This window comes from Ignavibacteria bacterium, from assembly GCA_036262055.1.
Lineage (GTDB): Bacteria > Bacteroidota > Ignavibacteria > Tepidaquicellales > Tepidaquicellaceae > DATAJP01.
Genome location: DATAJP010000002.1, coordinates 224,697 through 247,281, shown reverse-complemented (window position 1 = coordinate 247,281; position 22,585 = coordinate 224,697). Strand labels below are relative to the sequence as shown.

At 37.8% G+C, this 22,585-nt stretch carries 18 protein-coding genes; 6 read left to right on the top strand and 12 right to left on the bottom strand.

The genetic code is table 11. The annotated features are described in order from the left end of the window. Window positions 1-8 precede the first annotated feature (8 nt). A complete protein-coding gene (locus VHP32_02815; protein HEX2786810.1) occupies window positions 9-1,283 on the top strand; it encodes an aminotransferase class I/II-fold pyridoxal phosphate-dependent enzyme in 1,275 nt (424 codons plus the stop codon). 3 nt (window positions 1,284-1,286) lie between these two features. Here the strand turns inward: VHP32_02815 and VHP32_02810 are convergent, their stop codons facing one another. The 6 genes from VHP32_02810 to hflX are packed head-to-tail and all read right to left on the bottom strand — an operon-like array spanning window position 1,287 to window position 7,166. After that, window positions 1,287-2,513 carry a 4-hydroxy-3-methylbut-2-enyl diphosphate reductase gene (locus tag VHP32_02810; GenBank protein ID HEX2786809.1) on the bottom strand — a complete coding sequence of 409 codons (1,227 nt, stop codon included), beginning with the start codon at window positions 2,511-2,513 and terminating at the stop codon, window positions 1,287-1,289. Window positions 2,514-2,516: 3 nt separating this feature from the next. Beyond that, window positions 2,517-3,302: an ABC transporter permease subunit gene (locus VHP32_02805; protein HEX2786808.1), complete on the bottom strand. Its 786-nt coding sequence runs from the start codon at window positions 3,300-3,302 to the stop codon at window positions 2,517-2,519. Next, window positions 3,292-4,206 carry an ABC transporter ATP-binding protein gene (locus tag VHP32_02800; protein ID HEX2786807.1) on the bottom strand — a complete coding sequence of 305 codons (915 nt, stop codon included), beginning with the start codon at window positions 4,204-4,206 and terminating at the stop codon, window positions 3,292-3,294. Before VHP32_02800 ends, VHP32_02805 begins: the two co-directional genes overlap by 11 nt. 23 nt (window positions 4,207-4,229) lie before the next feature. Further along, on the bottom strand, window positions 4,230-5,411 hold the full coding sequence (locus VHP32_02795) for an acyl-CoA dehydrogenase family protein (protein HEX2786806.1): 1,182 nt from the start codon (window positions 5,409-5,411) through the stop codon (window positions 4,230-4,232). 29 nt (window positions 5,412-5,440) lie between these two features. Further along, window positions 5,441-5,842 (bottom strand): hypothetical protein, encoded by a 402-nt coding sequence (locus VHP32_02790; GenBank protein HEX2786805.1) that lies wholly within the window; start codon window positions 5,840-5,842, stop codon window positions 5,441-5,443. Window positions 5,843-5,849: 7 nt separating this feature from the next. Then, a complete protein-coding gene (hflX, locus tag VHP32_02785) occupies window positions 5,850-7,166 on the bottom strand; it encodes a GTPase HflX (protein ID HEX2786804.1) in 1,317 nt (438 codons plus the stop codon). Window positions 7,167-7,307: 141 nt separating this feature from the next. Here hflX and VHP32_02780 point away from each other — a divergent pair, with 141 nt between their 5' ends. From VHP32_02780 to kynU, 3 genes are all read left to right on the top strand, one after another. Then, window positions 7,308-8,381, top strand: a complete 1,074-nt coding sequence (locus VHP32_02780) for a transporter substrate-binding domain-containing protein (GenBank protein HEX2786803.1) — start codon at window positions 7,308-7,310, stop codon at window positions 8,379-8,381. Then, complete coding sequence (locus tag VHP32_02775) at window positions 8,382-9,188, top strand: cyclase family protein (protein ID HEX2786802.1); 807 nt, start codon at window positions 8,382-8,384, stop codon at window positions 9,186-9,188. It begins immediately after the preceding gene. 66 nt (window positions 9,189-9,254) lie between these two features. Then, entirely contained in the window at window positions 9,255-10,529 is a 1,275-nt protein-coding gene (gene kynU / locus VHP32_02770) for a kynureninase (GenBank protein HEX2786801.1), read from the top strand. Window positions 10,530-10,684: 155 nt separating this feature from the next. Here the strand turns inward: kynU and VHP32_02765 are convergent, their stop codons facing one another. The 6 genes from VHP32_02765 to VHP32_02740 form a co-directional block, all read right to left on the bottom strand. Beyond that, complete coding sequence (locus VHP32_02765) at window positions 10,685-11,956, bottom strand: YCF48-related protein (protein ID HEX2786800.1); 1,272 nt, start codon at window positions 11,954-11,956, stop codon at window positions 10,685-10,687. A 232-nt stretch (window positions 11,957-12,188) separates the two neighbouring features. Next, window positions 12,189-13,463 carry a T9SS type A sorting domain-containing protein gene (locus VHP32_02760; protein ID HEX2786799.1) on the bottom strand — a complete coding sequence of 425 codons (1,275 nt, stop codon included), beginning with the start codon at window positions 13,461-13,463 and terminating at the stop codon, window positions 12,189-12,191. Window positions 13,464-13,799: 336 nt separating this feature from the next. Continuing rightward, complete coding sequence (locus VHP32_02755; GenBank protein HEX2786798.1) at window positions 13,800-16,916, bottom strand: S8 family serine peptidase; 3,117 nt, start codon at window positions 16,914-16,916, stop codon at window positions 13,800-13,802. A gap of 108 nt (window positions 16,917-17,024) precedes the next feature. Further along, window positions 17,025-18,440 (bottom strand): OstA-like protein, encoded by a 1,416-nt coding sequence (locus VHP32_02750; protein HEX2786797.1) that lies wholly within the window; start codon window positions 18,438-18,440, stop codon window positions 17,025-17,027. 162 nt (window positions 18,441-18,602) lie between these two features. After that, complete coding sequence (locus tag VHP32_02745; protein ID HEX2786796.1) at window positions 18,603-19,511, bottom strand: choice-of-anchor J domain-containing protein; 909 nt, start codon at window positions 19,509-19,511, stop codon at window positions 18,603-18,605. Continuing rightward, window positions 19,504-21,138: an alkaline phosphatase family protein gene (locus VHP32_02740; protein HEX2786795.1), complete on the bottom strand. Its 1,635-nt coding sequence runs from the start codon at window positions 21,136-21,138 to the stop codon at window positions 19,504-19,506. Before VHP32_02740 ends, VHP32_02745 begins: the two co-directional genes overlap by 8 nt. Window positions 21,139-21,406: 268 nt before the next feature. On the opposite strand from VHP32_02740, the gene VHP32_02735 reads away from it, so the two are divergent. Together VHP32_02735 and VHP32_02730 are read left to right on the top strand one after the other, a co-directional pair. Beyond that, window positions 21,407-21,958 (top strand): rhodanese-like domain-containing protein, encoded by a 552-nt coding sequence (locus VHP32_02735; protein ID HEX2786794.1) that lies wholly within the window; start codon window positions 21,407-21,409, stop codon window positions 21,956-21,958. Window positions 21,959-21,969: 11 nt separating this feature from the next. After that, a complete protein-coding gene (locus VHP32_02730) occupies window positions 21,970-22,581 on the top strand; it encodes a YdeI/OmpD-associated family protein (GenBank protein HEX2786793.1) in 612 nt (203 codons plus the stop codon). The last annotated feature ends 4 nt before the right edge of the window (window positions 22,582-22,585 follow it).

Sequence of the window (22,585 nt, the reverse complement as noted above, 5' to 3'; positions counted from 1 at the left end):
GTTATTTAATGGAAAAAGAACTGAACTTAAAAGTTTCCGATATGGCGGAGAATTTAATTTTCTCCGAAATTGTAAAGCTTGCAAATGAGCTTAACGAAAAAATTAGAAACGGCGAGAAAGTTTTTAATCTCACCATCGGCGATTTTAACTCACACATTTTTCCAATTCCCAAGCTTCTTGAAGAAGAAATAATAAAAGCGTATCAGCGTCACGATACAAACTATCCTATTGCCGGCGGAATGCCTGAATTAAAAAAAGCAATATCCACTTTTATTCAACGCAAAGAAGACCTGCATTATTCACCTGATGAAATAACCGTTGCAAGTGGTGCGCGTCCGTTAATTTTTTCAACATTTTCAACACTTGTAAACCCGGGTGAGAATGTAATCTATCCTGTTCCTTCCTGGAATAATAATCACTATGCTCATATCTCTTTTGCAGAGCATATAGTCATTGAGACGTTCCCTGAAAATAATTTCATGCCGACTGCAAGTGACATAAAGCCGTTTATTAAAGATACAGCTTTAATTTCATTATGTTCACCTTTAAATCCGACGGGAACTGTTTTAACGTACGACATGATGAAAGAAATCTGTGAAGTTATTCTCGAAGAAAATGACAGACGCGGAGATGACGAAAAGCCAGTTTATCTTATGTTCGACCAGATTTATTGGGCGTTGACATATAACGGTGTTGAGCACGTCAGCCCTGTTCATGTATATCCTGAAATGAAAAATTATACCGTTTATGTTGACGGTATCTCAAAATATTTTGCTGCAACCGGTGTGCGTTTAGGATGGTCACTTGCCCCTGCTTCAATCACCGACAGGATGAAAACATTCATTGCCCATATGGGCGCATGGGCTCCGAAGCCCGAGCAGATTGCAACTTCGCATTTCTTAAAAAATGATGAAGCAGTTGACGGTTATCTTGATAACTTGAAAGACGAAGTCAGCTACCGCCTGAATAAATTTTATGAAGGGTTGTTATCACTAAAAGCGAAAGGGTACCCAATTGAGGTCATTCCTCCGCAGGCAGCAATTTATCTAACCGTGAAATTTGATCTAAACGGCAGAATTAAACCTGATGGAAATATCATAAATGATTCACACGACATCACACGTTATTTAATCAATGAAGCAAAAATGGGGCTTGTTCCTTTTTATGCATTCGGAACGTCCGAAGCTTCACACTGGTTCAGATTGAGTGTCGGAACGGTCAAGAAAGATGAGATTAACGATGTGATTAAAAACCTCGAAACTGCATTGAAAAAACTTACTTAAGATTTAATTTAAACTAATAGAAGTTAAAACCTCGTCCAAAGTTTTGTGCTCAGGAAAATATGAAAGTATTTTCTGAAGCACGTCATCTACAATAGAGTCGGGGCAAGACGCTCCGCTTGTCAGGATAATTTTCACCGGATTTTTTTCAGGAATGAAATTCTTTGTGGTTAAAAACTCGTGCGTGTGTATGTTGTAATGCGTGATTGTATTTCTGTCAAGAATTTTTTCAGCAGAGCTTATGAAATATGTCGGAAGTTTTTCTTCACAAAGCTCAACGATATGTGATGTGTTTGAACTGTTGTACCCTCCCACAACGATGGCAATATCCGCATCCTGTTCAAGCAAGCCGTAAGTTGCATTCTGGTTATCATGAGTTGCATAACAAAGCGTATCGCGGGTGTCCGCAAAATGTTCTTTTATGTTTTCATCGCCGTATTTCTGAATCATTGCTTGCTTCAGATAATCTGCAATTGACTGCGTTTCAGTTGCAAGCATTGTAGTTTGATTCACAACCCCGATTTTATCGAGATGTTTTTCAGGGTCAAAGTTATTCGAGAACCTGTTCTTGAAGAAATCATAAAACTCATCCGTCGAAATTTTTCCTAAAATGTAATCAGCTAAAATTTTTGTTTCGTCAATATCACGGACAATCATTGTCGGAGCATTTTCTTCGCTATGCGAAAAAGTTGCGCGGGTTTCCTCGTGCTTGTATTTTCCGTGAACGATTATTGTATGTCCTGATTTTCCCAGTGTTTCGGCGCGGTTCCAGACTTTTTCCACAAAAGGACAAGTCGTGTTATATTTCAACGGGTCAATGCCGATTGATGAAAGTTTGTTTTCAATTTCAAGTGTAGTTCCGAATGCAGGGATAATAACAATATCTTCGGGCTTTAATTCACTCCAGTCAATCAATTGCTTTCCTGATGTTTCTGTTAAGAATTTCACTCCGCGGTTTATTAAATCTTTATTGACCTCAGGATTATGAATCATCTCACTCAAAAGAAAAATTCTTTTATCGGGATTTTCAGCAAGCGCTTTATATGAAATTTCAATTGCATTCTCGACACCGTAACAAAATCCGAAATGACGCGCGATATAAAACACTACCGGACCGAAATCGAGTTTGGTTGGTGAGTAATCTTTTTTCCTCGGATCGGAAACCTTCCGGATGTTTTTCAGTTTTGAAATAACCGGGCTTCTGTAAAATATCGGGATGTCAAATGTTTTCATAAATTATGCTACAAGCTTTTCAGGTGTATATGAACTAACCGCTTTTTTGAATAAAAAATAATTTAATATAAAAATAAACAAACCTATTGTAAATATTATCAAAGAATTCAAATAAAATAATCCTGAAACCTGTCCCAAAATGAGAAAAATAATAGGTAAAATAATAAAAACTGTTCTCTGCTGAGCTTCCTGAAATGTTTTTGCTTTGGCGGAAACAAGCACCATCATGAATATTGCAAGTAATGTAACTGCCGGACACAACCATAAAACTAAAACAATCCACTTTGCATACGGAAACTCATACTGAGAACCGACAATGTATATTCCTAAAATGTTTGCAATAAAAAATAAGATAAACGATACAAATGTTATGGACAGTGAGGGTACTAATGCCGATAATATTTTTGCCTTAAACAATTGATTGATTGTAACGTTGGTATATAAAATGGACTCTATTGTTCTGTTTTCTTTCTCTCCGACAAATCCTGTCCCCGCAATTATGCTTGCAGTCATAATCGGTATAATCAAGAATAATGGCGGGAACATAAATCCCAATGCAAATGCAACCAGCTTATCTTTGTCCGTAAATGTATCATTTATGTCAGGAAACGGAATTGAATTAAAATCCTCTTTCATTGAATTTGAAAAAATTGTGCCGATATAAATTCCTGCAGGAAGAAGCAGGCAAAATATAATTGGGACAAGTATAAACGGCAGATAAATAAGCCTGTCGCTGAACACCGTTTTTAAATCTTTTCCGACTATTGCCCTATATAAATTATTCTGCATTATTGTTTATGCTGTTCCTTTTCTGAATTGCAAAGTAAAGTTCTTCAAGGTTTATTTTTCTTTGGACTGCCTCATATATCTTGCCGTTATTTAAAATAATCTCTCGGATTATTCGGTCAGCATCTTTATTGTCTTCAATCTTTATGGACAAAAAATTATTAGTTGCTTTAAATCCGGCAGGGAAGTTTTCTCCTTTAATTTCAAGATAAACAGAATTATCCACACCATTAGACAACTCACTAAATTTTCCAAAAGCAATTAATTTGCCTTCATCTATAAATCCATAAATTGAACAAATATCTTCTGCATATTTTAATTGATGCGTGCAAAGAAAAACCGTAACGTGAAAATCTTCAGCTGCCTGTTTGATGAAATCATTTACCATCTTTGCGCCTTCAGGGTCAAGCCCGGAGGTTGGTTCATCAAGAAAAACAATCTGGGGATTGTTCAAAAATGCTCGCGCAAGCTTCAAACGCTTTTTCATTCCCGTGCTGTAATTTTTTACCTGTTTATCTTTTTCATCATATATATCGAATCTTTTTAGAAGCTCACTGCACCTGGATTTTAGTTCAGTTGAATTTATTCCAAACAACGTTCCAAAGAAAACTAGATTTTCATAACCGGTCAGGTAATTATAAAATTCGGCATTCTCGGTTAATACACCGGAAATGGAATGAACATCGGAAGCATTATCGTAACTTAATTCTTTTCCTTTTATGAAAATTTTTCCTGCAGTTGGATTTAGTATGCCGTTAAGTAATCTGACGGTTGTGGTTTTTCCTGAGCCGTTAGGTCCCAAAAACCCAAGGACTTCGCCTGCTGAAAGAGAAAACGATAAATTATTTACAGCGTAAGTTTTATTATCGAAAGACTTGGAAAGATTTTGTGTTTCTATTATTTGCACTACTCACTTTTAATTCTGAAATTTTACCCTTCAAACGCGGCTATTCCCGTTACGTCTTCGCCAAGAATTAGCGTGTGCATTTCATGTGTGCCCTCGTATGTTTTTACGGATTCGATATTATTAAGGTGCCTCATTATCGGATATTCATCAAGAATACCATTAGCGCCGAGCATTTCCCGTGCCATCGATGCAATGTTTTTTGCAATCTCGCAATTGTTTCTCTTTGCAAGTGAAACCTGCTGAGGTCTCATTTTTCCTGAATCTTTTAATTTACCAAGACGGTAATTCAACAACTGTGCTTTTGTAATTTCAGTAAGCATATATGCAAGCTTTTCCTGTGTAATCTGAAACGCTGCGAGAGGTTTGTTAAACATTATTCTTGACTTGGAATAATTAAGCGCTGTATTGTAGCATTCCATCGCCATTCCCGTTACTCCCCACGCAATTCCGTATCTCGCCTGTGTTAAACACATAAGAGGTGATTTTAAACCGCTGCTGTTCGGCATCAGGTTTGCTTCGGGAATCAGGCAGTCTTCAAAAACCAATTCAGATGTAATTGATGCTCTTAGTGAAAGCTTTCCTTTCATTTCAGGAGCGGTAAATCCTTTCGTTCCTTTTTCAACTAAGAAGCCGCGGACTTTTCCATCGAGCTTTGCCCATACAACCGCAACATCTGCAACCGTTCCGTTTGTAATCCACATCTTTGCTCCGTTCAATAAATATCCGCCGTCAACTTTTTCCGCTTTTGTAATCATACCGCCCGGGTTGCTTCCGAAATCAGGTTCGGTCAATCCGAAACATCCGATTGCTTCTGCCCTCGCAAGCTTTGGAAGCCAATGTTTCTTTTGCTCTTCGCTTCCGAAAGTATAAATCGGATACATAACGAGCGATGACTGCACTGATGCGAAACTTCTCACTCCGCTGTCGCCGCGCTCGAGCTCCTGCATAATCAAACCGTATGCAATATTGTTCACGCCCATTCCGCCGTATTCCTCCGGCAAAGTCGGACCGAACACTCCAAGCTCTCCCATTTTTGGAACAAGCTGAGTAGGGAACTGCATTTCCTGGTTATACTCTTCGATAATCGGCAGAACTTCTTCATTAACAAAATCTCTTATGGTATCGCGGATAGATTTCTCTTCATCGGTGTATAACTCATCGAGGTCATAATAATCCACGCCTTTGTATGTAGTTGTAGTTGACATTATATTTTTAAATTAATTTTAATTTCTTTTTAGTTTGATTGAGCTTCACTAAGTGAAGTAAGACTTTTAATGATTTCCTGTTTCATCTCGACGTTGTCAATCGCAAGCGTTTCCATTTCACTCAAGACTATGTTATAAAAATAAATCGATTTTTCTTTAAGATTATTTTTTGAAGCTTCATCTTCGGTTATCATGCTGTCAAGCTCAAACAACTTTGCAACCGCAAAAAATTTATTTATATCAATGTCGGCATTGAAGCTTAGCATTGCCGAAACCGTCTCAACAGGAAGACTTTTTATAAAACCATAATCAACTCCGAGTATTCCTTTGCATGCTCCGTTTAAGTTTTCTTCTGCTTCAGCCCTGCTGAACACATCTTTATTCATCAGCATCTTTAAAATGACTGCAGTGGTCGTCTCAATTTGTCTCATCAAATAATCACGCGAAATCATACATCTTCTCCAATTTTGAGTAATTCTTTTCGGTGGTATTTATCTTCACTTTTATGCTGTTTTTCAAGTATTTTATGTCTTTCACTTCCGCAAGATTGTATAAATCACTAAGTCCTTTATAGTCACCTGCTTTCAGCTTCACGGTTTTATCAAAATTATTTGCAGTCAGTTCTTTTATTATTGCATCAATGAGGTTGTTTAAGTTCATTCCTTTCTCTGCAGAAACAAAAACCGAGTTCGGATGCATAACTTTTAAGTCATTCATTAACTCTTTACTTACTTCAGCAGAGGTATGCTCACGCAGAGCATCAACTTTGTTGAATACATTAATAATTTTTTTGTTATCCGCTTTTATTTCTTTTAATGTTGTCATCACTGCTTCCATCTGCTCTCTGAAATCCTCGTTTGAAACATCAATCACATGCAATAAAATATCAGATTCAACAACCTCAGCAAGAGTTGACTTGAAAGATTCAACTAACATATGAGGAAGGTTTTTTATGAATCCGACCGTATCAGAAATCAAAATCTTTTTCGGAAATCTTGATATAACGTCTTTGGTTTTCTTGTCTTTAATGCTTAAAGCTCTTGTCGAAGTATCAAGTGTTGCAAAAAGCTTATTCTTTACATATACATCAGAGTCCGTCAAAGAATTTAACAGCGTCGATTTCCCTGCGTTGGTATATCCGACAAGAGAAATCCTGTAATAATTTTTTCTTTCTGCTGCCTGTGTTTTCCTTTGTGCCTCAAGTTTCACGAGCTTTTCTTTCAGAACGGAAATCTTTTTGTCGATTAAACGTCTGTCAGTTTCAATCTGAGTTTCACCCGGACCTTTTGTTCCGATACCGCCGAACTGTTTTGAAAGGTGAGTCCATTGTCTAGTCAGACGCGGTCTCAGATATTCAAGCTGCGCAAGCTCAACTTGAAGTTTTGATTGCGCAGTTCTTGCGTTCGATGCAAAGATGTCGAGAATTAAATTCGTCTTATCCAGAACTTTTGTCTTAAAAGCAACCTCAAGATTTCTGAACTGCGTGAACCCGAGTTCGTTCTCAAAAATTACAAGCTGTATGTTATTGTTCTGAACAAAATCCGCAATCTCATCGACCTTGCCTTTGCCTATCAAATATCTTGAGTCAAAAAAACTGTTTTGCTGAAAAAAGGTTTTCACCACTTTTGCGCCTGCAGTTTCCGCAAGCAGCTGCAATTCCTCAAGAGATTTTTCAGAAAGGTTATGTTTTTCAGCAAATTTGTTTGAATAACACACCAAAACCGCTCTTTCCTGTTCTTTTCTAACTTCTATCAAAATAAATTCTTAAATTTTCTCTATAATATTCTAATTTTTAAAAATACCTAAATTGTTTCCGAGATTAAAGATAAATTGAATTGCCATTTTTCCATAATTTTTATGTTTATTTCGTGGAATCCGTTAAATATTTTGCATTATATGAAAAAATTTCTTCTATTTATATTATTGCTTCTAACTGTTTCGCAAAGCATTTATTCGCAGCAATTAACTCCCGGCAAAGATACAATATATGTAGGGGTTTATGAAAATCCTCCGTTTGCTCACAAGGATGAGCTTGGAAGATGGACAGGTATCGCGGTTGACTTGTGGCTTCTCATTTCTCAAAAGAAAGATGTACGATACAATATAATTGAGATAGACCAGGATTCGATTGCAGCCGTTCTGAACTCGGGAAAAATTGACGTTGTTGCTAACAGCTTAATCTTAAGCGACAATACATACAAAGATATTGAGCTGACATATCCTTTTTATACTTCATCCCTCGCATATGCTACAAAAAGCACAACGGGCAAAGATCCTCTGGTAAGTGTTTTCGATATTGTTATATCATGGAGTTTTCTAAAGCTTGCATTAATATTCGTGTTAAGCATAATTCCTGTCGGAATTTTAATCTGGCTGTTTGAAAGAAAATCAGACAAAAGCGATTATGGCGGTAAATGGCGAAAGGGTTTCGGGATGGGAGTTTTCTGGGCAGGCACAACTTTCACTACTATTGCAGGTGAAAAAAATCCTTCGACAACCGGCGGAAGAATTGTAACTCTTGTATGGATGTTCATCAGTGTCATTGCGGTAAGTTTTTTTACTGCAACAGTTACGAATATCATAAATCAGGATATAAACCAGCCGATGATACTTAACAAAAAAGATTTTTCAGGCAAATCTTTGGGGCTGCTGAAAGACATTGATGATTATAATTTTAAAAACCTTGGAGCAAAATTAAAAACTTATGACAGCAGTAACGACGGTTTTAGAGCATTGAAAGACGGACAAATCGATGCTTTTGTCTCAAATGAATATATGCTGAGATATGACATAAAGACAATGAATTACGATGACGTTATTCTTTACCCTATGCGGGCAGAGCAGGTTTCGTTTTCATTCGGAATGAAACATAATAGTCCCATCAGAGATTTTATTAATAGTTCATTGCTCCAGGTAATTGATACTGAAGAATACAGCAGAATTGAGTATAAATATCTTGAGGCATACTAAATGAAGTTATCCATTGAAATAAATAATAAAAATTATTCAGTTGATGTTTCAGCACCTCTTGAAATATCCATACCTGTTAATTTCAACGCAGAACAGCCGAACACATATGATGTCGAGCTTGCGACTTCATTCCCATATCAGGCGGGTGATATAATCGGCGATACACGTCAGGGCGGAAGCTGTAACTTTGAAAAAGTTACCCTTATCCCTCATTGCAACGGCACACACACCGAATGCGTCGGTCACATAACCGATAAAAGAATTTATGTAAATGATGTTCTGAAAAATATTTTTATGATTGGGGAATTAATTACCGTAGAACCTGTTAATGCAGATAAGACTAAAGATAATTATGACCCAAAGTTCAACGGCACAGATAAAGTCATTACACGAGAAAGCATAGAGAAAAAAATTAAAAAAAATGATAACGTAAAAGCTTTAATGATAAGAACTTTGCCGAACGATGATTCCAAAAAAATCAGAAGATACATGCAAAACGAACCGCCATTTTTTTCTAATGGCGCGATGAGTTATATTAATGAACTCGGCATTGAGCATCTGCTTGCAGATTTGCCTTCAGTTGACAGAACATTTGACGAAGGCAAGCTGTCTAATCATCATATTTTTTGGAACGTTAAACAAGAAAGTCACGATGTCGAAAAGAATAATCATTCATTGAAAACAATTACTGAAATGATTTATGCATCAAATGAAATAACTGATGGAAAATATTTGGTGAGTATTCAGATTCCCGATTGGAAATCAGATGCCGCACCAAGCAGAGTATTTCTTTACAATTTGCAATGACCTTTTTAATTAATTTTGTTTTTAAAAGTTCGTATTAATTTGTGAAATTCGTAATTAAATTGTAAAATGTACACAACAGATAAAAATTACGCAAAAGACGCTGACAAAAACGACCCGCTGAGGGAATTCCGCAACCGGTTTCATATTCCCCGTGATAAAGACCGTAATGAAGTTATTTATCTTTGCGGAAACTCACTTGGACTTCAGCCGTTCATAACTAAAGCATATGTTGAACAAGAACTGGAAGACTGGAAAAACCTTGGCGTCGAAGGTCATCTTCATGCGCAAAACCCGTGGCTGCCGTATCACGAGTTCTTAACCGAAAAAACCGCTGCGCTTGCGGGAGCAGAAAACGAGGAAGTTGTGAACATGAACTCGCTTACGGTCAACCTGCATTTAATGATGGTATCATTTTACAGACCAACAAATGAACGTTATAAAATATTAATTGAAGGAAATTGTTTTCCTTCCGACCATTATGCAGTTCAATCACAGATAAGATTTCATGGTTTCGGTGTTGCGGATGCATTGATTGAAGCAAAGCCGAGAGAAGGCGAATCCATCACAAGAATGGATGACATTTTGGAAATCATTGACAGGGAAGGAGATAAGATTGCTTTGATAATGATTGCAGGAGTGAATTATTACTCCGGGCAATTGTTCGACATGAAAGGAATTACTGAGGCAGGACATAAAAAAGGATGCATTGTTGGTTTTGATTTGGCTCATGCAATAGGAAATGTGCCATTGTATTTGCATGACTGGGATGTTGATTTTGCTGTGTGGTGTAATTATAAATATATGAATGGCGGTCCCGGCGCAATAGGCGGAGCTTTTATAAATAAAAAGCACGTTCAGGATGCAACACTTCCGAAATTTCTAGGATGGTGGGGACATGATAAGGGAACAAGATTCTTAATGGACTCGAAATATATTCCGATTCCAACTGCTGAAAGTTGGCAGTTAAGCAATCCTCCGATTTTTCAATTAGCGGCATTAAAAGCATCTCTTGATGTTTTTTATGAAGCTAATATAGAAAAACTGAGAGAAAAAAGTGTGCAGCTTACTGGTTATATGGAGTATCTAATAAACGAAAAAAATAAGGAACATAATAATTTAATAGAAATTATTACACCCGCAAATCCCGATGCGCGGGGCTGTCAATTGTCATTAAGAGCAAAAGAAAACGGAAAAATTATGCATGACAGATTGATTAAGGAATGCGTTTTTTGTGACTGGCGTGAACCGGATGTAATACGCGTTGCTCCTGTTCCGTTATATAATACTTTTGAGGATGTATATTGTTTTGTGGAGATATTGTTTAAGCAAGAAAAAAATTAATTTGAATTTAGTACGACAGGCATTCCTGCCTGTCGGGACAGACAAGGGGTACCCTTTGGGTCATGTCTGTCCTACCATATTAATGTTTACAAACAAAAAAGCCGCTGAGCAAGCGGCTTTTTTGTTACATATTTCTCTCTATTGTTCTCACTACATTATTTAATAAGAGTCATTTTTTTTGTCTGAACAAAATCATTTGTAATCAGTTTGTAGAAATAAACTCCGCTTGCAAGATTACCTGCTTTAAATTCATATTCATAAGTTCCAACGTTTAATTTTTCATTTACCAATGAGGCAATTTCTTTCCCGGATATATCATATACTGCCAGCTTAACAGGTCCTGCAAAAGGAATTGAAAAATTTATCTTCGTGCTTGGGTTAAAGGGATTAGGATAATTTTGTTTAAGCTCAAATTTATCCGGTACGCCGGTTCCGATTTGAGAAATTCCAACTGCACCGTTAGCGCTTGTAACATACATTGCTCCTGCAGCCCCGCTTCCTATTTCACCAACTGCAGTACCTTCAAGCAATGACCTTAATGATACACCGTACATGTGACGTGTTTCAAGGTTGAGCTGGTCGATGAATGTAAAACCCAAATCATTCGAAGTCATAATTTTTCCGTGGTCTCCGCAGGTGGTAATCTTAGTGTTTATTCCGTCAGTGAACATATCTATAGAGCGAAGATGTTCGCTTGTAAGAAATTGCAGATTAACCGACCAGGTATGCCCCCAATTTGTTGAACGTAAAATCGTTCCGTTGTTTCCGCATATCATTGCTACATCCGGATTTATGAAAACAACGTCATTAAGATAATCAAATCTTCCGGAAGGTCGTGATACCCAGTTAACTCCGAAGTTGGTTGAACGCCATATTAATCCGTCAGTCCCGCTTATTATTGCTCTTCCGTCAATTGCAAAGTTCGGCGAGAAAGCAATCGAGTGCATTGTCCACGGAATGTCTGTTCTTTGTGTCCACACCGCACCACCGTTATTAGTCTGAAACATTGCTCCTGCGTAACCGACAGCAAGAACGTTATCAACTCCCCATGTTTCAAGACCCCGCAAGGTATGCAAAACATCCGTCGAGTCTTTTGAGACTGTCCAATTTGCGCCATCATTAGTGCTTTTTAAGATAACCCCGTTAAGACCGACTGCCCAAGCCCAGGTCGGATTCCCCGCGCCCTGCCATTTAACATCATTAAGCCAGATTGTTAAATGCTGGTATACAAGATTCCAGCTTTGACCGCCGTCTATTGTTCTTATGATGGTTCCTCCCTGACCTACAGCAAGACCGGTATTTGCGTCCTTAAAATCGACTGCAAAAAGCGAATATGGAACTCCGGTTTGATATAATGTCCAGGGTTGTGCTTGGGTGCTTTCGACTGTGGCAAACACCAAAAATAAAGCGAAGAAAAATCTTTTCATAGCAAAAAATTTAATTTAGAAAATAATTCTAAGCTTCAGGGTGATTTTTTCAGGGTGTGATAAACAGGCGAAGTAGGGTAACTGAGCGAGTTTATTTACTACAAAATTGCGATTATAAAAATAAAAATCAAGACTTTTGTTTGTAAATAAGCATTTTTACTAATGAATTAAAATAAAAAAGCCCCGTTTTCACGGGGCTTCCTTACTATGAAAAAAGTATATTTGGAAATTCTTACTTAATAAGAGTCATTCTTTTCGTTTCAACAAAGTTGTTTGTTGTCAACTGATACATATAAATTCCTGAGGCAAGATTTGTTGCATTGAAATCATATGTATAATTTCCTGCGCTCAATGTTCCGTTAAACAATGAAGCAACTTCTTTTCCTGTTATGTCAAACACAGTTAATTTAACAGGACTTGTGAAAGGAACTGAAATATTAATTTTAGTGCTTGGGTTGAACGGATTAGGATAGTTCTGGCTCAACTCAAATTTTGAAGGAACTGTTGTTCCGTTCTGGCTGATGCCTACTGCACCGTTTGCGAATGTTACGAACATTGCGCCGGTAACGCCTGTTCCGACTTCACCTACTGCAGTTGCATTTGTTAATGAGTATAAAGAAACTCCGTATAAATGTCTTCCGTCAGCATTTAACTGATCAAACCAAACGAAACCATTATCGTTTGATGTCAGGATTTTTCCATGGTCACCAACTACAGTAACTTTGCGGGCAATACCGTCAAAGAACTGGTCAATTGAACGCAAATGCTCAATTGTAATTGATGAGAAATCAATAAGCGACCAGCTGAATCCCCAGTTGGTGCTTCTTAAAACTGTTCCGTTGTTACCGCAAATCATTGCGACATCCGGATCTAAGAAAACAACATCATTCAGGTAATCATATCTGCCTGAAGGTCTTGATACCCAGTTTGCTCCGAAGTTTGTTGACCTCCAGATTAAACCGTCTGTTCCGCAGATAATAGCTCTACCATCAACTAAGAAGTTAGGTGAGAATGCAATTGAATGCATTGTCCAAGGGATATCGGTTCGCTGAGCCCAAACTCCACCACCATTGTTTGTCTGGAACATTGCTCCTGCATAACCAACTGCAAGAACGTTGTCTGTTCCCCATGTCTCAAGTCCTCTTAATGTATGCAATACATCAGAAGAATCTCTTGAAATGGTCCATGTAACACCGTCATCAACAGATTTTAAAATTACACCGTGTAAGCCAACCGCCCAAACCCATGTCGGATTTCCTGCGCCTTGCCATTTAACATCATTGAGCCAGATTGTTAAATGCTGCCAGACAACTTCCCAGTTTGCGCCTGCATCCGTGGTTCTCAATACTGTTCCGCCCTGACCGATAGCAACACCGGTGTTTGCATCTTTAAAGTCAACACCGAATAATGAATACGGCTGTCCCGTATTGTAGGCTGTCCATGGTTGAGCATTTGCAATGGTTACAGTTAAAAACATCATTGCTAAAACCATAAAAATTTTTTTCATAGCAGTTAATTTAGTTTTATGAATATTATTTAAAATCAGGGGTTTTTCTCTTTCAGGGTAAAACAAAAAACTACGTTTTAAGATAGTTTTTACACTACAATTATAAAGAACCCAAACAATAAAATCAAGACTGATAAAAATAATTATTAATTTAGCTTAGATATAACTTATTTATCCTCAATAAGTCGTTAATTCTAAGTTAAAACACTTAATTATACTTACAATTATTGGCTATTTAAGTTTATTTTTTGAGGATTTTGTGGAAATATAGAAATGTAAATAAAAAAGCCGTCAAAAGACGGCTTTTTTAAAATAAATCAATGTTTTTTTACGAGGTTACTTGATAAGCATCATTCGTTTTACGTCAATGAATTCTTTTGATTCCAATCTATAGAAGTAAACTCCCGATGCAAGATTTGTTGCATTGAAATCAACCGAGTAGTATCCGGGTGACTTCATTTCGTTAACAAGACTTGCAATCAGTCTTCCTGTTATGTCATAAACTTTCATAGATACAAATCCCTGTTTCGGAATTGAGAAGTTTATTTTTGTTACAGGGTTGAACGGATTCGGGAAGTTCTGTTTTAATTCATAAACAGTTGGAATAGCATTCGGGTCTTCTATGTTGGTCGGATTTATCTGGTCAACATAATCCAATGCTCCGAGTATCCATCTTCTCTGAGGTGAACCGCTTGCACCACCGACTGCATTTTTAAGAGATTCAAAGTCAACACAGAATGTTGCAACGTTAAAGTTATTTGCCATTCTTCCAACACCATTATAGTTACCGGCTACTCTTGTAAATGCATATAAGTGTGACAAGCTTGGAACAGTTGATTTTGCAATCACATCAGGCCATGGACCTGAAGTGCTGTCTTTTAATCCTGCGTTTATTCTATCACCCATTAATCCCTCAGGACCTGTGCTTCCGGTAGGTCTGTCGGCAACGAATGTCCATCCGAGTGTGTTTGAAACGAAATCAACATCAATATATGTTGAGCCGGTTCTGCCCCAGTGATAACCGGCATCCTCAGCAAAAATTATAAGCTTTGATTTTGTTGCAATTGAAGTTCCGCCTGAAGCAAGATATGTCTTTAAAGAATCTTTTACTCTGTTCGAAGCAACTGAAGTTCCTTCACCAAGAAGAATTACTTTTTTGTAACCTCTGAAAGAAATACCTGTAGTTGCAGTATTTCCGCCTCTATTGAATAAATCATAAGTAACGCCTCTTGAGTTAAGACCTGCAATGATTGAGTCTTTTGAAATTCTGCAGTTTGCGACTGTTGAATCGTATAAAACTATTACATCGCCTTTTGCCTGGCGTTTGAAAGTAATGTTATAAGTTTGTGTTGATTTAAGTGAATCAGCCCCATTATAAGCCCATACAGCATATTGACCAACGGATGAATCACCCGGATTTAAACCTAAGCTTCCCAATATTGCATCGAGTGCAGAATTTTGAATAGTTAGTGTTGTATCTGTTCCGCCATTATTCGATGCCATTCCAAAAATCGGTGGACCTGTGAATGTCGGACTATCATAATAAACTTTATATGTTGTTCCTTCGCCTGAACGTCTCCAGTTAAATAAAACATTACCCGTATTAAAGACTGAAGTTACAATTGTAGTGCCGCTTGCAGGTGCATTAAGATTGAAAGCGGACAAAACCGGGGTTTGCCTTCTTAATGTAACTGCTCTCGGACCGTTAGCAGCTTTTAAAGAATCGTTTACAGGAAGTGTTCTGTAAGCCCATGCATCCCATTGACCAACAAGCTGACCGCCTGTTGCAACTCCAAGTGCTGCAAGCATTGAATTTAACTGTCCTGATGTAAATGTCACTGAATTTAATCCAGCAGGAACCGAAATTTGTCTTGATGTAGCATTTGGTGAGCCAAAAATAAATCTATATGAAGCGCCCGTTGCCGAAGTATCCCAGTTAAAAGTAATAGGAGTGTTTGAACCGGGCAAAGTATTAATTGTAACACCTGCTGCAGGTGAAGTCAAGTTATATGCATTAAGGACAGGAACATTCTGAATTTTAACTTTTGAAATTGTTTTAAATAAATTCAGTCTTCCTTTAGATAAAATTAAACTTTGAAGCGATGCTAAAGTATCAACACCCTCCATTATAAACTTCTTAAATAATCTTGCGCATGAGTCAGGGTCGTTTTTTGCTAAAGTTATAAACGGCGCCCCTGCCGCAGCATACATCAAGCCCACTGTTCCTGCCACGTGAGGTGTCGCCATTGATGTTCCGGTATTGTTTGCATAATTATTATTTGGAGTAGTTGAAAGGATGCTTGTGCCCGGAGCTCCAATGTCCATATTTATAGGACCAAAGCCTGCTCCTGAGTTTTTAACGTCTGTGTTCGTTGTGTTTGTTACTGAAATCATAAAATCAGAAGGGCATGCTGTCGGAATATCACCAACAATGTCAATGTTAACATTATTGTTAGGACCTGCACCGCAATTTAAAATTCCCCATGCACCAAGTGAATCATAAAATCCGCACCATAAAGGATAGTTCGCCGGCTGACCGTTATCAACACCAAATGAAGAATTTGTTGAAACTACAAATGCGCCTTTTTGTCCGTTCGTTTGCAGATAAAGCATTTTTTGTTTAAGAACATAACCGTATGCTTTTACAACTGTTGCTTCAGTTCCGGATGACCCTTGAACTGCCATAACTTTGACTTTCCAGTTAACACCGGTGACACCCTGGTTATTGTTACCAACTGCACCGATTGTTCCGGAAGTGTGTGTTCCGTGTGATGCACTGGTTATTACACCGCTGTTTGTGTAAGCACTCCATCCATCATAATCATCTACGTATCCGTTTGCATCGTCATCAATTCCATTACTTGGAATTTCACGTGTATTCTTCCAATAACTTCCGTCCTGATGAGTTAAGAAAAAACCGTCGTCAACGTCGGCACAAACAACGGTATCGTTAAATACAGTTTGACCGCCGGTTGCGATTGCCCAAGCTTCAGGAGCATCAATGTCTGCATCAGGTGTTCCGCCTGTCTGCCCTGTATTATGCATATCCCATTGCTCATTGAATCTCGTGTCATTAGGAAAAACCTGTTGTCTTGATTGTACTTTATGGTTAAACTGCACAAGCTTAACATTTGGCTCACCCATAACATCCATCAATGCGTTAACAGATTCGCTTTTAGTTCTGTCAAATTTAAACAGCCATATATTATACGGCTCGAATAAAACTTCTTTGGGTTCGAGACCAATACTGTTAGATCTGTTATATTGTGAAGCAAAATTATTTGCATCCACTCCTTCTTTAAGCATTACGATAAGCTCGTCTTCGATATAATTCTGGTCGTAATGAAAGTTGGTTTTATTGTTGTTCTCACCGATGGTTTTCCCGCCTGAAGAAATTAACAGCGCGGTGACGATAACAATAAAAAGAATTGGTAAAAGGTTTTTTAGTTTCATGATAAAAAATAATTAATAAAGGTTATTTTTGAGGTTAGCAAAGAAATAAGTTAAGATTTATTTTGCTCAGATAAAATACATTTTGTATCTTAAAATTTAATTAAAAACCTATTTTCTAATGGGTTTATCATCTCGCCACATAAATCCCGGAAGACGCAAATTTATCTCGGAAATGTTGTTCTCAGAGGCATATTGACCGGTTGGATCCTGCTCTATTATGATTTTTTCAACCTGTTCGGTGCTGTCAAATAAAACCTTCATATCTACGCCTGATATTTTATTCACACCATTTGCTTTGCCGTCTTCTTCATACAGAAAATAAATACTGCTTGAGTTATTATCTGAGAAGACATTGTTTACTTTGTCGTTCAGAAAATTGATTATGATATTATCACCTGTAACCTGATTATATCTTTCTTTGAAATAAACAGAATCTGATTGCGAAATAAGAAATGAAGGTCTTTCGGATGCTTCAAATTTCATTACATAAATTGTCTGTAGTTGTTTACCCGGAAGCTCGGCATAAATAGAATCACCCGTCATCTGAGAATTATTCTGCCATACCACGGGGTTGCCTGTAAGGGAAATAGTTTCAGCATCACGAAAATAAAATGCATTTTCCGAACGTGACATAAATTCAGTTCTTATCGTCTCGACGTTTCCGCTTGCAGTATATTTTTCAGGTTTATCCCTGAATGCTTCCATCATACTGCTGTAAATAAACAAAGTGTCGTTTATGCCGTTTGCGTTTTGTTCAATCTGCTGAAGCTTCGCATTACCGGTTATCTTTGTGTAGTTTCTATCTTCAAAATTTTCTAAAAAATTTCCGGTGATGACAGTGTTGTTATTCTCACTTACTATTGTAACGTTTCCTGATGCTTCCGAACGGTTTTCGAATGAAAAATCTCTTAACGTATCTGCAGTTATAACCGTTGAATCCGAAACCAGCTTTGCATTCTGATATGCAAATGATAGTCCCTGACGTTTCAAAAAGTCCACGTTTTCAGCCGTTATAACTGCAGAATCCGTCTCGACTTTCACGTTCCCTTTTGCGTAAGAATCTTCCGAGTTTCTATAATATGTTAGTTCCTTTGATGTGATTTGATATTGCGGGTTTCTTATGATTACATCCCCGTTGAAAATTGCTTTTGCTTCGTTGAAGTAATATGTTCCATAATCGGCACGCAGTGTTGCATTGGGGTCTTTTAGTGTGACACCGCCTTCACCTGTCGCGCGTTTTTCATTTCCATAATAAACACCGCGAGATGTAGTGAGCGTTAGAGTATCTTGATAAATTCTCACATTTCCGACAAGTATGATTCTGTTTTCATCTATGAACTGCGTAGCGGAATTGCAGAATACGCGAATGTTTCCCTGAACAAACTGGACGTTGCCCTCCGCTTCACGCACCGATTTTCCATCAATAACCTTGCCCGTTAACCTGTCCGCATTCTTAAGCTCGACAACTTCCTGCGCAAAAAGAGAAAATGGAAGAAAGAATAATATGAGAAAAAATATTTTCACAAAACTAATTTAATTAATTTTGAATGTTTAAAATGTTCAATAAAAAGGGGAGAGGAAGATAGAGTGTCATCCTGCACCAAAGGTGTCACTTTGGGAAACGAAGTGAAGGATCTCGTTTTTAAAGAAAAGATTCTTCGCTTCGCTCAGAATGACACACTTAGGTCATTTCTTCAACACCATCTTTTTTGTATGAGTGAATTTAGGAGTGACCAGCTTATAAAAATATATCCCGCTTGCGAAATTGTTTCCATTGAAAGTTACATGATATCTCCCGCGCTGATGAAATCCGTTTGCTAAAACCGAGACTTCTTTTCCTGTTACATCATATACTTTCAATGAAACATTTGATGCTTCAGGCAAACTGAATGTTATTTCCGTTCCGGGATTGAACGGATTAGGAAAATTCTGTGCAAGCTCATAAGTCTCCGGTAGGCTGGTTGAGTATTTGCTCGTGAGCAAAAAATAATCAATCCAGACATAATCAGACGAAGTTCCAAGCGCGCCGCCGTTTTGCAAACTGTAGTTTACAGCGAAATAAATATTCTGTCCGCTGTATGCCGACAGGTCATAGCTTTTTTTATGCCAGACTCCCGCCGAGCCGTTCACCTTGAATTGGTCTATTTCTACAAAGCTGCTGAGATTATTGTTTGTTGTGGAGATTAAAACTCTTATAGTGTCCTTAAACTCACCGTCAATTGAACCGCACCAGAAAGACATTGTGTCACCGGATTCTATATTGGTCAGATATGGAGTAACGAGCCAGTCGTCTATTACGTTCTTAGGATTTGCATTATCAAAATTGAACAGATAAAAATTATTCCCATCGTATGCATTCTGATAGCCGAGATTTAGAAAGGTAAATGCACTTCGTATCTGAGGCACAACAAAACTGCTGTCGTTGTTTACTTCAAGCCATCCCCGTGATTGAATGTTTCCAGTGTCGAATGTTTCCTCAAACTTGACGAATTGTGCATATGAAGTGGTGAGAGAAAAAAAAGATACAATGACCACAATTGTCATTCTGAGCGTAGCGAAGAACCCCATTCTTTTTATTATATAAACTTTATTCACACGAATAAGAAATCTTTAAATCTTTTTTTACCTGTTTAAGAAAATCGAGACCATCTTCAACCGCATTTATTCCGGGCGGAAGAGCCTGATTGCCGTAAGCTGCAGCGTTAGCCAGTTTAATTATATCCATCTGAAGCGGAGCCAAATCTTCGCAGAGAAAATAATTCTTATCTGCTTCAATCTCGGATTCTCTCGGAACCGTAACAGGCCAGTCTTCCTGTGGTCTGGGAGTTGTAGAATTAAAAATATTTACAAAAGAAGGTGACGTTAAATCTCTGTTGGTCAGATGCCCGAGATTCCACTTATCAGACATAGTTTTTATGACCGATGTATGAGTCATTTGCTCGGAAAAAACTGTCCCGCTCTTTATATATGCGGAAATAAAAACAGCCGGAACACGCACTCCCAAACGATTGAACTTAAAATTCATTTCCGTGTTTGGCTGAAATATATAAGGCGGCTCTGCAAGCGGCGGAGGAACGTGGTCGTAGCATCCTCCGTGTTCATCGTATGTAATAATGAGTAAAGTATTTTTCCAGTTGTTGCCCGTTGAACTGTTTGATTTTCTAATTGCGTTATAAACTTTGCTGATTAACTGTTCACCGGGTAAAACACTCGACGGTAAAACAATACTTCCAATCAATGGTGCAGGCGGATGTTCATCATTATGAAAGAAGATCAGTCTTGGTTCTATGAAAGAATACTTTGGAAGCAATCCTTTCTCGACGTCGTGTTCAAAATTTTCAAAGTTGCAGATGTTAGAGCTTGCGTATTTTATTAACCTCGGAAAATGAATCAGTAAAGTAAGCGGAATGATATCTTTATGGTCAAAATAAATTCTCCACGTATGTCCGTTGTTTTCAAGACGTTCAAAAATCGTTTCCTGAAAATTCAAAAGCCATTTTTCATAGGGTTCGTTATTTACATAACCCCATGACGAACCGCAGTTAAAAAATGCCCTGTTGCAAAATGTCTGCGACGGCACAGCGCAATGCCAGTTATCGCATACGGCAAAACTTTTCGCAAGCTGGCTGATGACGGGTACTGCAGTCGGCGGAAAACAGCTCATTATGATTTTATATTCGGAGTAAGTCGGCATTCTTCCCTGAGTTGCGCGGAAGTTATTTATGTAATCCTTAACAAAACCGTCCATCGGAATATTTTCCGGAAGCGGGTCAGGTTCGTTATATGGAGAAAACATATTGTATGTTGTAAGAAACCTGTTTGTATCAGGAATCACCGTTCCGAAAAGTTGCGTATTAATATGAGGATACGTCTCACCCGGGTCAGGATTCGGATTATTCATTATTGAATCGGGATAAGTCCTGATGCTGTCAATAAACTTTGCCGAATCTGCATAAGAAGGAATAGGGTTTGTATGATTTCCGAATGCTACTCCTTCAAAGCTTTGCCCGTTAGGCGGTGGATTTTGAGGTGTGTATAAATAGCCGAGCATATTGTCGAACGAGCGGTTTTCCATCATAAGAACAACTACGTGGTCAAACTTATCAAGATTGTTAACAACTTCCTGATTTTGAAAAAGCTGCGGCATATTGTTTCCGATTGTGCCAAGCGCAATTGAACTTCCGGCAAGCTTCAGGAAATCACGTCTTGAAAATTTATTCATAAAAGGTAATGAGTATCAAATAAGTATCAGCAGAATGAGTTTCCGCTTTTCAAATTAGATTTCAACATAATATTTCAAACATAAAATTAAAACTCAATTGTTTTAATAACAGACAATTTTTATTTTAATTCCAATATGAATGTTAATGTCATTCCCGCGCAGGCGGGAATCCAGGTAACTATAATTATAGAAATTAGTATTTTATAATCAAACAAATATAAGAAGAACTTAGCGAATTATATTTCGTATATATCTACAAAAAAACTTTATGCTCAAAAAACTTTCCATAGTTTCCCCGATTTTAATTGTTTTGTTTTTCTTTTCGGTTTCTGCAAATGCTCAGACAGAATATGTCTGCTCGCCTTGCGATATTGATTGCGACACGCAGGTATATGATGCTCCAGGCAAATGTCCGCACTGCCAGATGGAGCTTGTAGATAAAAGTACTGTGCTGTTCACTGACATTGCAATCGACGAAGTTCCTAAAACCGTTGCATCAAATAAAGAAATAATTATTCTCGACGTTCGCAGTCCCGAAGAGCATAACGGAACAATCGAAGGAAGATTGAAAATTGGCGCTCTTAAAAATGCAATTAATATAAACATAGAAGAGCTTCCGCAAAGAGTTAGTGAGCTTGAACAATATAAAGATAGAGAAATTATTGTTTATTGCACTCACAGCCACAGAAGCAGACGCGCAAGTTATATTCTTAATAAAAACGGTTTCATAAAAGTCCGCAACATGGCTGACGGAATTTCACAATGGGAAAACAAAAATCCCGAAGGCGGACAAGAACTTTATATAGATTATAATCCTTAAACAAAACCATAATGGCAAAAATAAAGCATAACCCTGATGCAAAAAAATTAATTGATGAATATATCAATGCGCTTCCACCATTTTCAAAAGCAATCTGCAAGAAACTTCGCACGTTGATTTTGAAAGCTGACAAGGGAATCATCGAAGACTGGAAGTGGGGACCGAACTATTATTACGAAGGAATGATTTGTGGCTACGGCGGTTTCAAAAAACATGTTGCGCTTGCATTTTTTCAGGGAGCTGCAATGAAAGACCCTTACGGCATAATGGAAGCATGCACCGAAACAACAGTTCACAACAGAAGAATTTACCTGTACGATGTAAAAGATATAAATGAAAGTGCGATTATTGAATATGTTAAAGAGGCAATCGAGCTTAATAAAAAAGGAATTAAAGTTGTCGTAAAAGACAAGACCGTTGTCATTCCCGATGATTTTAAATCAGCTCTTAACAAAGGAAAGCTTCTAAAAGGATTCGAAGCGCAAAGTTACTCGCATAAAAAAGAATACGTTCAATGGATTACCGAAGCGAAGCGTGAAGAAACCCGCAAAGAAAGAATTGCAAAAGCCGTTCAAATGATTTCAAAAGGCGAAGGAAGACACGATAAATATAAGAAAAAGTAATTTC

Excerpts from the sequence above, each read along its gene's own strand:
- VHP32_02815 (HEX2786810.1), top strand. The coding sequence starts at position 9 with ATGGAAAAAGAACTGAACTTAAAAGTTTCCGATATGGCGGAGAATTTA.
- VHP32_02810 (HEX2786809.1), bottom strand. The coding sequence starts at position 2,513 with ATGAAAACATTTGACATCCCGATATTTTACAGAAGCCCGGTTATTTCA.
- VHP32_02805 (HEX2786808.1), bottom strand. The coding sequence starts at position 3,302 with ATGCAGAATAATTTATATAGGGCAATAGTCGGAAAAGATTTAAAAACG.
- VHP32_02795 (HEX2786806.1), bottom strand. The coding sequence starts at position 5,411 with ATGTCAACTACAACTACATACAAAGGCGTGGATTATTATGACCTCGAT.
- VHP32_02790 (HEX2786805.1), bottom strand. The coding sequence starts at position 5,842 with ATGAGACAAATTGAGACGACCACTGCAGTCATTTTAAAGATGCTGATG.
- VHP32_02780 (HEX2786803.1), top strand. The coding sequence starts at position 7,308 with ATGAAAAAATTTCTTCTATTTATATTATTGCTTCTAACTGTTTCGCAA.
- VHP32_02775 (HEX2786802.1), top strand. The coding sequence starts at position 8,382 with ATGAAGTTATCCATTGAAATAAATAATAAAAATTATTCAGTTGATGTT.
- kynU (HEX2786801.1), top strand. The coding sequence starts at position 9,255 with ATGTACACAACAGATAAAAATTACGCAAAAGACGCTGACAAAAACGAC.
- VHP32_02765 (HEX2786800.1), bottom strand. The coding sequence starts at position 11,956 with ATGAAAAGATTTTTCTTCGCTTTATTTTTGGTGTTTGCCACAGTCGAA.
- VHP32_02760 (HEX2786799.1), bottom strand. The coding sequence starts at position 13,463 with ATGAAAAAAATTTTTATGGTTTTAGCAATGATGTTTTTAACTGTAACC.
- VHP32_02755 (HEX2786798.1), bottom strand. The coding sequence starts at position 16,916 with ATGAAACTAAAAAACCTTTTACCAATTCTTTTTATTGTTATCGTCACC.
- VHP32_02740 (HEX2786795.1), bottom strand. The coding sequence starts at position 21,138 with ATGAATAAATTTTCAAGACGTGATTTCCTGAAGCTTGCCGGAAGTTCA.
- VHP32_02735 (HEX2786794.1), top strand. The coding sequence starts at position 21,407 with ATGCTCAAAAAACTTTCCATAGTTTCCCCGATTTTAATTGTTTTGTTT.
- VHP32_02730 (HEX2786793.1), top strand. The coding sequence starts at position 21,970 with ATGGCAAAAATAAAGCATAACCCTGATGCAAAAAAATTAATTGATGAA.